Origin of the sequence: Kocuria palustris (assembly GCF_016907795.1) — a bacterium.
In the GTDB taxonomy this organism is placed as follows: domain Bacteria; phylum Actinomycetota; class Actinomycetes; order Actinomycetales; family Micrococcaceae; genus Kocuria; species Kocuria palustris.
In genome coordinates, this window is the sequence record NZ_JAFBCR010000001.1 from 946,252 (window position 1) to 958,576 (window position 12,325).

Genomic DNA, 12,325 nt, shown 5'->3' on the forward strand with positions numbered 1-12,325 from the left:
GAAGGCGCCGCGCCCATGCCCTCTGCCGTCCTCGCCGACGAGTCCTCCCCGTCGGCCCCGTCCGTGCTCCAGCGCCTGCTGATGTGGGCGGGGCTGCTGATCTTCACCGCCGTGTTCATCCTGGTGGTCCACAGCCAGCGTGAGGCCCCCGGGCTGGACATGCAGGTCTACTGGCGCGCGGCCCAGATCCTGCACGGCCAGAACCCGACGACTGACTACCTCTATGCCCCGAGCCTCGTGGAGGCCGGGAAGATCGAACTGCCGTTCACCTACCCGCCCGCGGCCGCGATCCTCTTCCATCCGCTGGGGGCCATGTCTCTGGAATCGGCGTGGTCCGTGCTCAAGGCGGTCAATGCGGGGCTGATCGGGGTGTTCGTCGGAGTCGTGCTGCGCCTGGCCCCGATCTCGCGCGGCTGGTTCCTGCTGCGCCCGGTCCCCACGCTGCTGGCCTATGCGACGGCGCTGGGTCTGGCCTGGCATCTCTACCCCGTCTGGTTCACGTTCATCTTCGGGCAGATCAATGTCCTCCTGGCCGTGCTGATCCTCGCGGATCTCGGCCGTCGACGCAGCGGGGGCGCCGGCTCGGGCGTGCTCACCGGTCTGGCCGCCGGCCTGAAGATCACCCCGGCGGCCATGGGCCTGGTCCCGCTCGTGCTGGGCCGGTGGCGAACGATCATCGGCATGCTCCTCGGCGTGCTGATCACGGTCCTGGGCGCGGCCGTGGTCCTGCCCCGCGAGGTGCTCGACTACTTCACGCACCAGCTGTTCTCGACGGATCGTGTGGGCGACGCCGGACGGATCTCCAATCAGTCGCTCAACGGCATGTTGCATCTGTGGGGTCTGCCGGATGCCCTGGTCACCCCCCTGTGGCTGCTGCTCTCGGTCGCCGTGATCGTGCTCGGAGGGCTCGGCATCCGCCGCGCGGCGCGAGCCGGCGACCCGTTCTCCGCCGTCGTGCTGGGCGCGCTCGTGATGCTGCTGATCTCCCCGATCTCCTGGGAGCACCACTGGGTGTGGGTGCTGCCGCTGCTGTTCGCCCTGGTCCCGGACCGCCCGCGCAGCGCACCGCCTGCCGAATGGGCAGCGGCCGCGGTGCTGGCGCTGATGATCCTGGTGGCCTTCAGCGACAATCCGTCGGTCATGGCCGCCGAGTACCTGGGCGACCGCGGGGCCGACGTGGTCTTCAACGGTCCCCCTGCGCTCGAGCGGCTCGGAACCGTCCCCCTGCTCGTCTCCATGGCCGCTGGAGCCTGGGTCGCGCTGCGGCCCCGGCAGGCATCGGCCGAGGACGCCTGAGCCCCGGCACGAGCTCCGGCCGGGGCTGAGGCGGTCGGCTCAGACCTCGGTGCGCTCGAGCACCTCGGTGACCAGCGCCGCGATCGGCGAGCGCTCGGAGCGGGTCAGGGTCACGTGCCCGAACAGCGAGTGGCCCTTCAGCGCCTCCACGACCGCCGCGATCCCGTCGTGACGGCCCACGCGCAGGTTGTCGCGCTGGGCCACGTCGTGGGTGAGCACGACCTTCGAGTTCTGCCCGATGCGAGACAGCACCGTCAGCAGCACGTTCTTCTCCAGGGACTGCGCCTCGTCCACGATGACCCAGGCGTCATGCAGGGAGCGGCCGCGGATATGGGTCAGGGGGAGCACCTCGAGCAGCCCGCGCGCGCTGATCTCGGCCATCGCGTTCTCGGAGACCACCGCGCCCAGGGTGTCGTAGACCGCCTGGCCCCACGGGCTCATCTTCTCCTCCTCCGAACCGGGCAGATAGCCCAGCTCCTGGCCGCCCACCGCGTGCAGCGGGCGGAACACGATGATCCGGCGGTGCTCCTGTCGCTCCAGGACCGCCTCGAGCCCGGCGCACAGCGCGAGCGCCGACTTGCCCGTGCCGGCGCGCCCGCCGAGGGAGACGATGCCGACCTGCGGATCCAGCAGCAGGTCGATCGCCATGCGCTGCTCGGCGGAGCGGCCGCTGAGCCCGAAGACCTCGCGGTCCCCGCGCACCACCCGGGTCCCGCCGTCGGGGCGCAGCCGGGCCAGGGCGCTGCCGCGGTGCGAGTGCAGGATCAGTCCGGCGCCCGAGGGCAGCCCTTCCGAGCCGGGGACGCGGACGTCCTCGTCGGCGTAGAGGCGGCTCACGAGCTCGTCGTCGACGTCGAGCTCGACCATGCCCGACCACTCGTGCTCGTCGTCGCCGATCCACTCGGCGCGGTACTCCTCGGCGTCCAGGCCCAGCGCAGAGGCCTTCACGCGCATGGGCAGGTCCTTGGAGATCACGCAGACATCGTGGCCCTCATCGGCCAGGTTCCGGGCCACGGCCAGGATGCGCGAGTCGTTGTCGCGCAGCCGGAAGCTCAGCGGCAGCACGGTCTCGCTGATGTGGTTCAGCTCGATGCGCAGCCGACCGCCGTGATCGCCGAGCGGGATCGGGCGATCCAGCCCACCATGGTCCACGCGCAGCCGGTCCAGCAGCCGCAGGGCCTTGCGCGCGAAGTACCCGAGCTCAGGGTCGTGGCGCTTGGCCTCCAGCTCCATGACCACGACGACCGGCAGCACCACGTCGTGCTCCGCGAAGCGCAGCGCGGCCCGGGGATCCGAGAGCAGGACCGAGGTGTCCACCACGTAGCAGCGCACTCCCGCGCGCGGGGGCTCGGCGCTCGGCTCAGGCCGCGGCGGCGCCTGCTCCGACGCTCGCACGGGGCCCTGCTGACCAGTGGGGTGGGTGGTGGTGCTCGTCATCGCCGCATCCTCCTGCCGTCGGGGCGCCCGGATGGCTCATCCTCCGGCCCGCCTGGCTCCAACGTGGCACAGCGGCGCAGTGCCCGGACTCCGCTGGCATGAACGCAGCATGAATTGCACGTGTGTGATTCACCGGAGCGGGACATGGTGCTCCCGCGATCGTCGGGCGCGGACCGGCCGCGTCGGCCGCGCTGTTCAGCCGCCGAAGCGGCGATGGCGGTTCGCGTAGTCGCGCAGCGCGCGCAGGAAGTCCACGTAGCGGAAGTCCGGCCACAGGGCCTCGCAGAAGTGGTACTCCGAGTAGGCGGACTGCCACATCAGGAAGCCGGAGAGCCGCTGCTCCCCCGAGGTGCGGATCAACAGGTCCGGATCCGGCTGCCCGCGCGTGTAGAGGTGCTCGGAGATGTCATCGACGCTCAGGCGCTGGACGAGCTCGGCCACGTCCTCGCCGCGCTCGAGCGCCCCCGCGAAGATCTCCCGCACGGCGTCGACGATCTCCTGGCGCCCGCCGTAGCCCACCGCGATGTTCAGGTGAGGGCCTTCGTTCCCCACGGTCGCGCGCTCCAGCTCGCGGATGGAGCCGCGGAGGTCGTCGGGGAGCATCTCGAGAGCGCCGACCGCCTGGACCTGGCACAGGCTGCGGGTCTGCAGCGAGCTCATCAGCTCGGCGATGATCTCCAGCAGCGGTCCGAGCTCCTCGGCCGGGCGCTTGAGATTCTCGGTGGACAGGACGTACAGCGTGACGTGCGGAATCTCCAGATCCCGACACCAGCCCAGGAACTCGATGATCTTCTCGGCCCCGGCACGATGGCCGTCTGCGGTCGAGCCTCCGGACTGCTCCGCCCAGCGCCGATTGCCGTCCACGAGCACCCCCACGTGCCCGGGCAGCTGCTCGGGCGGCAGCCCTGCCTCGAGCCGCTGCTCGTACAGGCGGTACAGCGGGCGGGTCTTGGACACGCAGTCCCTCCATCTGGCGGTTCGGCTGCGGGCCTTGCGGCCCGGCACCCCTGTCCGGCCCCGCACGGTCTCTCATGGACCGGTGACGCCGCTGCCCCAAAGATAGCGCGGGCGCTGCTGGAGCAGCGGCGCATCCACCGCGCCGCCCATCCCGTCCTCTCTCGGCTGACGATGCACCCAGCTCGATCGCAGGCCGTTGGCATAGCATGGACAGGATCCGCATCGCACCGCTGCGCAGATCCTCAGTGACGTCCCCGGGAGGCTCCATGTCACCGCACACCGCCGAGGCGCCGCAGGGACGCCGTGTGCAGAATCACCGCGACGAGACCCGGGCCACGGGCGGGCGCAGGCGCCGTCGGCTCGAGCTGCCCACCGTGACCCGCTCCGTGGCCGCGTCCCGTCTGCTCTCACGGCATGGCTTCTCGGAGCGGCATCCCCCGGTCGAGCGCAAGCCGCTGATGCGCGGCTGGATCCATGCAGCGTTCACCCCGGTCGTGTTCGTGCTGGGCCTGATCGCGGTGCTGCTGGCGCCGAGCCTGGAGCTGCGGTTCGCCTGCGCGATCTTCGGCGTGACCGGGCTGCTGCTGTTCGGGGTCTCCGGCATCTACCACCGCAGCTACTGGTCCCCCCGGGTCACGGGCTTCCTGCGCCGGTTCGACCACTGCAACATCGCCCTGCTGATCGCGGGGACCTACACGCCGCTGGCGATCGCCCTGCTCGAGGATCCGCGGGCGCTGCTGATCATCATCTGGTCCTGCGCCGCGGGCCTGATCGCCTTCCGCCTGGTGTGGATGGGCGCCCCGCGCTGGCTCTACACGCCGCTGTACATCGTCATGGGCTGCATCGCGGTGGCCTACCTCCCGGTGTTCTGGCCCGTGAGCTCAGCGGCCACCGTGCTGCTGTCCGTGGGTGGGATCGCCTACATCGCCGGCGCGGTGGTCTACGCGCTGAAGCGCCCGGCGATCGCGCCGCTGCACTTCGGCTTCCACGAGGTCTTCCACTCGTGCACCGTGATCGGCTTCGTGTGCCACTGGAGCGCGATCGTCGTCGCGATGTCCGCCTGAGCGGCACTGGCACGACTGCTGCGCGGGCGGCTTCAGGGCCGCTCGCCCGGAGCGTCCCTCTCGGCGCGCGCATCGTCCTGCTCGCGGGCACCCGGAGGTCCGCCGCGGGAGGTGTCCGTGGACGCGGCTGATCCGGCGGGCTCGTCCTCCTGCGCCGCCTCCGGGGACTGGAGCGCAGCCCCCGACTCGGCCTCCTCGCGGGCGCGCGCGTAATCGGCGCGGTAGCGGAGGCGGCGCTGGCGGCGCACCATGTCGACGATCAGCAGCACGACGACGGCGACCATCACGAAGGTGATCAGGAAGCCGAGCAGCCCGGGGCTGACCTGCTCGGCCTCCAGGCCGGGGCGCAGCTCACCCGGGTCGGTGGCATCGTTGTAGTTCTGCAGCGGCAGGCTGAGCATGGAAGCGGTGATCTCGTCTCTTCGAAGGTTCTGGGGCTCCGCGGGCGCGGGTCCCTCAGATCTGCCAGGAGGGGGCGTCCTCGGGGTCCGGGTGGACCTCGTCCACGATCCCGGTGAACACGCAGGTCTCCGGCAGCTCGGCGTCCACGCGGGTGTCGGCGAGCACGTAGTCCTCCCACGGCCAGGCCGCGGCCTGGTCCTGTGGGGACATGGCGAAGAACCACGACTCCGGGGCCACCTGGGTCGCATGCGCCCGCAGGGCCTCGTCGCGCACCGGGAAGCAGTCGGCGCAGTGGATCTTGGTCGTGGTGACGTGCTCGTTCGGCGCGGAGTCGTTGCCCTCCGTGTCCCGGGCCTCGAGCCGACGCGCGATGCGCTCGGCGAACGGGGACTCCAGGCCCTTGGCGATCAGGGCCGCGTGCAGCGCCTGGAGGCGATCCAGGTCGAAGGCGCGGTCGTAGTAGAGCTTCAGCGGCTGCCAGGCCTCGCCCAGCTCCGGCAGGTGCTCGGGTTCCCCTGCCTTCTCCCACGCGCGCATGGCGACGTTGTGGGTCTGGATGTGATCCGGGTGCGGATAGCCGCCGTTCTCGTCGTAGGTGAGGATCACGTGCGGGCGGAACTCGCGGACCAGCTGGATCAGCGGGCCGGCGGCCCGGTCCACCGGCTGCAGCGCGAAGCACGCCGGCGGCAGCGGCGGCAGCGGATCGCCCTCGGGCAGCCCGGAGTCCGTGTAGCCGAGCCAGCGGTGGCGGATGTCCAGCGCCTTGGCCGCCCGGTCCATCTCCTGGCGGCGGTAGCCCGCGAGGTCGCGCCGGGCGTGGGGCACGGACTCCATGGCGGAGTTGAGGATCGAGCCGGACTCGCCGCCGGTGCAGGTCACGACCATCACGTCGACGCCCAGACGGCGGTAGTGCGCCATCGTGGCGGCGCCCTTCGACGATTCGTCGTCGGGATGGGCGTGGACGGCCAGCAGACGCATGTCGGAGTACGAGGGCAAGGTCCTGAGATCCTTTCCGATGAGGGGCGCTGAGCACGAAGCATCCGTGCTCAGCAGGCGGCGCGCTTCCGGCTCCGGCCGACAGCACGCACACCCCGCGATCCTACGCGCCTCGGCTGGGCCTTCCCTCGGTGCCCGGACCGACCGGGGCGTCCGAGGCCGGCACTAGACTGGAAGGCATGCCGCACACGAGAGAGCCCGCAGCCGCGAGCGAGACGTCGGTGCTGCAGCAGCGCTATGACCTCCGTCCCCGCCGCCGGCTGAGCGCTCGTGCTCGCTGGGGTCTGATCGGGGCCGCGCTGCTGGTGGCCACCCTGTTCGTCGTGTGGATCGTGCAGGGCCGGTCCGCAGCGCCGAGCTCCAAGGACGTGGGCTTCGACCTCATCTCCTCGGCCCAGGTGACCGCCGACTTCGAGGTCACCCGCGATCCCGATCGGGCGGTGCGCTGCGGCGTCGAGGCGCTGAACGAGGACTGGGCCGTCGTCGGCTACGAGGAGATCACGCTGCCCGCGGACTCCCAGGCCGAGCGCACGACCGCCCACCGCCTGGCCATCCGCACCACCAATCCGGCCAACACCGCCCGGGTCGACAGCTGCTGGAACCTGGGCTGAGCCCCGGCCGCGCGCACTCGGCCTGACACGGGCGCCGTGGATCGGTGTGCCGAAGATCGCACCCCTTTCCGATAAGATGATCCTCCTGCCTGTTCCGCCGCGCCCGCATCCCAGCGATGCGCAGCGCAGCCCCCTCAGGCAGCGGCACCGCCCGAGCAGACCGCAGAGGCCCCGCGCCCCGGCGTCGGGTGCCGTGCCGGCAAGACCACCGCAGACAGAGAGAAGAGCACCGTGTCCGAGACCCCCGAGACCGAGGGCGCCTGGCTCACCCAGGAGGCCTACGACCGCCTCAAGAAGGAGCTCGACCACATCTCCGGGCCGTACCGTCAGGAGATCGTCGACCGCATCGAGGCGGCTCGCGATGAGGGCGACCTCAAGGAGAACGGCGGCTACCACGCCGCCCGCGAGGAGCAGTCCAAGAACGAGGGCCGCATCCAGCAGCTGACCAATCTCCTGGAGAACGCGACGGTAGGCGAGTTCGCCGAGGACAACGGCGTCGTCGAAGCCGGCATGATCGTCACGGCGAAGATCGCCGGCAACGAGATGACCTTCCTGCTGGGCTCCCGCGAGGTCGCCGAGGACCTCGTCGGGGACTCCGACCTGGAGGTCTACTCCCTGCGCTCCCCGCTGGGCGCGGCCATCGCAGGCCACAAGGCCGGCGACAAGGTGAGCTACGAGGCCCCCAACGGCAAGTCCATCGAAGTCGAGATCCTCGAGGCCAAGCCCTTCCGCGGCTGAAGCCCCGCACACGGCGAAGGCGCCGTCTCCCGTTCGGGAGACGGCGCCTTCCTCATGCCGACCCGCAGCGGGTGCGGGCTGCGGGAGCGCTCGGCTCAGTGCACGACGACGGGCTCGTAGCCCTCGGCCTCCAGGGCGGCGATCACGGCGCGCGAATGCTCGTGGCCCTTGGTCTCCATGTCGATCGTGATGGAGACATCGCCCATGGACAGCGAGCCGCCGATGCGGGTGTGGTCCACGCCGGTCACATTGGCGTCCAGGCTCGAGATGATCCCGGAGATGCGGGTCAGCTCGCCGGGGCGGTCCACGAGCATCATCTTCAGGGTCTGATAGCGCCCAGCCGCCGCCAGACCGCGCTGGATCACCTTGAGCATGAGCATGGGATCGATGTTGCCGCCGGAAAGCACCACAGCCGTGGTGCCGAGGTCTCCGTGGACCTCCTGGAGGCGTCCGTCGAGCAGCGCGGCCACGCCGACCACACCGGCCGGCTCGACCACGAGCTTGTTGCGCTCGAGCAGGAAGATCAGCGCCTCGGCCAGGCGGTCCTCCGAGACCGTCACGATGTCGTCGACGAGGTCGCGGATGATCTCGAAGGGCAGCTCTCCGGGCTTGCCCACGGCGATGCCGTCGGCGATGGTCGAGACCCTGTCCAGGGAGACGATCGCGTCCCCGGCCAGCGAGGGCGGGTAGGCGGCGGCGTTCTCGGCCTGCACGCCGATCAGCCGCACCGGGCGTCCGCCGTTGGCGGCTCTGGCCTTCAGGGCGACAGCCAGACCCGCAAGGAGCCCACCTCCACCCACACCCGTGAGCACGGTGTCCACTTCCGGGACCTGCTCGAGGATCTCGAGGCCCAGCGTTCCTTGACCGGCCACGATCTCCGCGTTGTCGAAGGGGTGGATGAAGACCATGCCGGACTCCTCGGCCACCCGCTTGGCCTCGCTCAGCGCCTCGTCCACGGTCGAGCCGAAGAGCACGACCTCAGCGCCGTGGTCCTGGGTCGCGGCGATCTTGGGAAGGGCCGCCACCCGAGGCATGTAGATCCTGGCCCGGATCCCGAGCTGGCTGGCGGCCAGCGCCACCCCCTGGGCGTGATTGCCTGCCGAGGCCGCGATGACCCCGCGGGCCTTCTCCTGATCGGACAGCCCGGCCATCCGCACGTAGGCCCCGCGGGCCTTGAAGGAGCCGGCGCGCTGCAGGTTCTCGGCCTTGAGCCAGACCTCGGAGCCCAGCTCCCGGGACAGCGCCCGGGAATGCGCCACAGGAGTCCGCTCGATGACGCCGTCGAGCAGCCGCGCGGCGCGCTCGATGTCCTCGAGCTGGACGGGTAGCTCGGACAGCGACATGGGGTCCTCCTGAACCTGGGTGCTGCGGCACCCGATGGACGTGCTCGACCCCGGTGCGGGCCGCCATCCATCCTAGGACGCGACGATGGGCCGCCCCGACACCGTCTGCGGTGCCGCTGCGACCCATCGACGAGCTCCCGACGAGGCGCGTCGTCCTCAGCGGAGGCGACTGCGCTGCGACGGCCCCGGCCGATCAGACCCGGTGGGAGCCTCCGCGGCCGTCCGCCTCGGAATCGAGACCATCCTCGGAGCCGCCCTGATCGGGCGGAGTCGGATCGGCGTCGTCGACGCCCGCGACCACCCGGTCGCCGGGAGTGGGCTGGCCGACGTCGTCTCCCAGGCCCTGCGGCATGCGCGCCACCTGCGCCTCCTCGAGCTCGCCCGCCTCCTGCGTGGGTCGGGGCTGCGGGACGTCGGTCTCCTTGGCGGCGCCGTGGTGCTCCTTCTGCCGGGCGTGACGACGGCGCTCGGCCTCGGACACCCGGTCGGCGGCCTCGAGGGCGCGATCGCGCTCGCGCTGCGTGACGTCCTTCTCGGCCTCCTTGTTGCGGGACTTGGCCTCCTCATTGCGGCGGGTGCGGCTGAAGCGGCGGAACTGCTGGAGCACCTCCTCGCGGGTGAGCTCCTTGGCCTTGGCCTTTCGGCGTATCTCCCACGGATACAGATAGGGCTGCCAGGCGATGTCCGGGTCGTGCTCCCATCCCCTGCTGGAGAGATAGCGGATCACGGAGTTGACCATGGCCAGCAGCGGCACCGCGAACAGCGCGCCCAGGATGCCCGCGACCACGGATCCCGAGGCCACGGCCAGGAAGACCGCCAGCGGGTGCAGGGAGACCGCCTGGCCCATGATCAGCGGCTGCAGGACGTTGCCCTCGAGCTGCTGCACGATGATGACGACGGCCAGCATGCCCAGGGCTGCCATCGGCCCGTTGGCCACGAGCGCCACGAGCACGCCGATCGCACCGGTGACCACAGCGCCCACGAGCGGGATCCACGAGCCGATGAACACCAGGATCGCCAGCGGCACCGCCAGCGGAACGCCCAGGATGAACGCTCCCAGGCCGATGCCCACGGCGTCGATGAACGCCACGAAGCCCTGCACCCGCACGTACTGCCCCAGCGAGATCCAGGCCTTGCGGCCCGAACCGTTCACCGCGGCCTGAGCCGGCTTGGGGAACAGCTTCACGATGAACAGCCAGATCCGCTCTCCATCGGAGAGGAAGAAGATCAGGGTGAAGATCATGATGAAGAAGCCGGTCACGAAGTTGCCGGCCGTCGAGCCGAACGACACGGCCCCGGAGAGGATCGACCCGGAGTTGTCCTGCAGCCAGCCCATGCCCTGCTCCACCAGGTCGTTGAGCCGGTCCGTGGACACATCGATCGGGAGGTCCTCGATCAGCCCGATCAGGGCGTTCACACCGGCCATGGCCGAGTCGCTGAGCTTGCTGAAGCCGGAGATGATCTGCTGCCCCGCAAGGGCCAGCAGGCCGAAGACGACCAGGATCAGGATCACGATCGAGCTCAGAGAGGCCAGGATGCCCGGGAACCGCAGGCGGCGCAGCGCCTGGGACAGCGGGGCGATCAGACTCGCCACGAGGGCGGCCAGCAGCACCGGGATCAGCACGGTGGTCACCGACCCGAGCAGGCGCCCCAGCACGTAGATTCCGGCGATGATGACGATGATGCGCCAGGACCAGGCTGCGGCCACCCGCACGCCTGCCGGAACGCTCTGGCCGTCGCTCACGCCCTTCCTGGGCATCTGGATATCTGGCTCGCGCTCATGATCGGGCGAGGATCCGGTGGTTGATGTCATGGGCTTCATCATGGCACCTCCGGGGGACAGCACCGAGGCAGGACAGGCAGTGGCCTTCACCTCGTCATCCCCGATTCTCCGACGCACAGGGGCGCAATGTCCCGAAGGTGGGATGATGGCTCCATGGTCGCCCCGTTCCTGAGAATCCTGTCCCAGCGTCGACGCGCCATCACTCTGCTCCCAGAGGCCCCCACGCGCGCCGAGCTGGAGCAGATCGTCCGGGCGGCCGCGGGTCGACCTGCGCCCGACGACACCGCTCCCTGGCGCCTGATCGCCACCACTCGCACGCAGGCCCCGCAGCTGGCCGCCGCGCTCTCCGGGCTGCGCTCCCTGCCGGACGTCGGCGATGGCAGCGCACCGCTGAAGGGCAAGCAGCTGCGCCGTCTGGCGGCCTTCCGCGGCTCGCTGGCCTTCGCCATGCGAGGCGGCATGGCGCTGGCCCTCGTCTTCCGTCCCGCCGAGGACGCTCAGCTGTCCCGCAAGCGCCAGCGCATGGAGGCACTGGCCGCGCACACCGTTCTGGAGGCTGCGCTGTGCGGCGTCGGCTGGGGCGTGCAGTGGGCACCGCGCGAGTCGCCCGACCAGGAGGTCCTGCACGACTTCTACGGCCTGCAGGAGCGCGAAGAGATCCTGGGCTGGCTGTTCGTCGGCCGGGTCCCGGCCGCTGAGGCGCGGGAGGCCGCTGCGGGGCCCAAGCCGCAGACCCCGCTCGAATTCCTGGACTGACCCGAGCGACGAGAAGGGCCCGGCCCCCACCGGCGAAGGATCGCTTGGTGGGGGCCGGGCCCTGTGCTGCGCAGGATGTCTCCCGCGGCGCGAGCTGTCTCAGTCGTTGCTGTTGAACAGCGCCAGGATGCGCAGGATCTCGACGTAGAGCCAGATCAGCGTGACCGTCAGGCCGAAGGCCGCAGACCAGGCGTACTTTGCCGGCACGCGGCCGATGCCGTTGCGGATGTTCTCGTAGTCGAGCACGAGCGAGTACGACGCCAGCAGGATGGCGATCGCACCGATGAGCAGGCCCAGCGGCAGGTCGGTGCCCGGGATGCTGACGTCCGAGCGCATGTTGAAGCCGGCGAAGACCGACAGGCCCAGGTTGACCAGGCCGAACACGAGGTAGCCGAGCATGGCGACCAGCACGATCTTGGTCAGCACGGGGCTGGAGCGCAGGATGCCCAGCTGGTTGAGCACCAGCACGACGGCGGCCACGCCCAGGGTGCCGATGACGGCCTGGAGCACGATGCCCTGGTAAGCGCTGGCCTCCATGATCATGGACAACCCGCCCAGGAAGGCTCCCTGAGCCGCGGCGTAGGCCATGATCAGCACGGGCGAGGGCTCGCGCTTGAAGGCGTTGACCAGGCCGAGCACCAGGCCGATGATCGCGCCGGGGATGGCCAGGGCCGGCACGTACCAGCCCACGACCGCCATGACGATCACGGTGCCCAGGGTCATGGCGGTGCGCATGACGACGTCGGTCATAGTCATGCGGCCGGTCTGCGCAGGGCCTGCCGTGGGCTGGTCGTACATGCCCTGCAGCTTGTCCGCGCTGGCCGTCTGACCGGCCCCGCCGGCGTAGTCGTAGATCCGGCCGTTCTGCTCGTACTGGCCCTGCTGGGGCCGGGCGCCCTTCTGGGCGCCGAAGTCGCGGAGCATGGGATTGCTCATGCAATC

The 12,325-nt window shown here is 70.6% G+C and carries 12 protein-coding genes; 5 read left to right on the forward strand and 7 right to left on the reverse strand.

The window, feature by feature from the left end; genetic code table 11:
* Nucleotides 1–15: 15 nt before the first annotated feature.
* On the forward strand, nucleotides 16–1,296 hold the full coding sequence (locus JOE55_RS04085) for a glycosyltransferase 87 family protein (RefSeq protein ID WP_204782114.1): 1,281 nt from the start codon (nucleotides 16–18) through the stop codon (nucleotides 1,294–1,296).
* A gap of 39 nt (nucleotides 1,297–1,335) precedes the next feature.
* On the opposite strand, the gene JOE55_RS04090 is transcribed toward JOE55_RS04085, so the two are convergent.
* Entirely contained in the window at nucleotides 1,336–2,733 is a 1,398-nt protein-coding gene (locus JOE55_RS04090; RefSeq protein WP_029643644.1) for a PhoH family protein, read from the reverse strand.
* A 195-nt stretch (nucleotides 2,734–2,928) separates the two neighbouring features.
* Nucleotides 2,929–3,690 carry an isoprenyl transferase gene (locus JOE55_RS04095; protein WP_006213416.1) on the reverse strand — a complete coding sequence of 254 codons (762 nt, stop codon included), beginning with the start codon at nucleotides 3,688–3,690 and terminating at the stop codon, nucleotides 2,929–2,931.
* A gap of 266 nt (nucleotides 3,691–3,956) precedes the next feature.
* On the opposite strand from JOE55_RS04095, the gene trhA reads away from it, so the two are divergent.
* Complete coding sequence (trhA, locus tag JOE55_RS04100; RefSeq protein ID WP_204782115.1) at nucleotides 3,957–4,754, forward strand: PAQR family membrane homeostasis protein TrhA; 798 nt, start codon at nucleotides 3,957–3,959, stop codon at nucleotides 4,752–4,754.
* A gap of 32 nt (nucleotides 4,755–4,786) precedes the next feature.
* On the opposite strand, the gene JOE55_RS04105 is transcribed toward trhA, so the two are convergent.
* Nucleotides 4,787–5,155: a hypothetical protein gene (locus JOE55_RS04105; protein WP_053447785.1), complete on the reverse strand. Its 369-nt coding sequence runs from the start codon at nucleotides 5,153–5,155 to the stop codon at nucleotides 4,787–4,789.
* Nucleotides 5,156–5,210: 55 nt separating this feature from the next.
* A complete protein-coding gene (gene mca, locus JOE55_RS04110; protein ID WP_204783197.1) occupies nucleotides 5,211–6,134 on the reverse strand; it encodes a mycothiol conjugate amidase Mca in 924 nt (307 codons plus the stop codon).
* Between the two features lie 197 nt (nucleotides 6,135–6,331).
* Here mca and JOE55_RS04115 point away from each other — a divergent pair, with 197 nt between their 5' ends.
* Together JOE55_RS04115 and greA are read left to right on the forward strand one after the other, a co-directional pair.
* Nucleotides 6,332–6,763, forward strand: coding sequence for a DUF4307 domain-containing protein (locus tag JOE55_RS04115; RefSeq protein WP_204782116.1), 432 nt, complete (start codon nucleotides 6,332–6,334; stop codon nucleotides 6,761–6,763).
* Between the two features lie 231 nt (nucleotides 6,764–6,994).
* Nucleotides 6,995–7,501 (forward strand): transcription elongation factor GreA, encoded by a 507-nt coding sequence (greA, locus tag JOE55_RS04120; protein ID WP_006213422.1) that lies wholly within the window; start codon nucleotides 6,995–6,997, stop codon nucleotides 7,499–7,501.
* 95 nt (nucleotides 7,502–7,596) lie between these two features.
* Here greA and ilvA read toward each other — a convergent pair whose 3' ends face one another.
* Both ilvA and JOE55_RS04130 read right to left on the reverse strand, forming a co-directional pair.
* Nucleotides 7,597–8,844: a threonine ammonia-lyase gene (gene ilvA / locus JOE55_RS04125; RefSeq protein ID WP_024289979.1), complete on the reverse strand. Its 1,248-nt coding sequence runs from the start codon at nucleotides 8,842–8,844 to the stop codon at nucleotides 7,597–7,599.
* A gap of 193 nt (nucleotides 8,845–9,037) precedes the next feature.
* Nucleotides 9,038–10,657: an AI-2E family transporter gene (locus JOE55_RS04130; RefSeq protein ID WP_235444517.1), complete on the reverse strand. Its 1,620-nt coding sequence runs from the start codon at nucleotides 10,655–10,657 to the stop codon at nucleotides 9,038–9,040.
* A gap of 123 nt (nucleotides 10,658–10,780) precedes the next feature.
* On the opposite strand from JOE55_RS04130, the gene JOE55_RS04135 reads away from it, so the two are divergent.
* A complete protein-coding gene (locus tag JOE55_RS04135; RefSeq protein WP_024289977.1) occupies nucleotides 10,781–11,383 on the forward strand; it encodes a nitroreductase family protein in 603 nt (200 codons plus the stop codon).
* Nucleotides 11,384–11,482: 99 nt separating this feature from the next.
* Here the strand turns inward: JOE55_RS04135 and JOE55_RS04140 are convergent, their stop codons facing one another.
* Nucleotides 11,483–12,319, reverse strand: coding sequence for a Bax inhibitor-1/YccA family protein (locus JOE55_RS04140; protein WP_006213426.1), 837 nt, complete (start codon nucleotides 12,317–12,319; stop codon nucleotides 11,483–11,485).
* Nucleotides 12,320–12,325 lie beyond the last annotated feature (6 nt).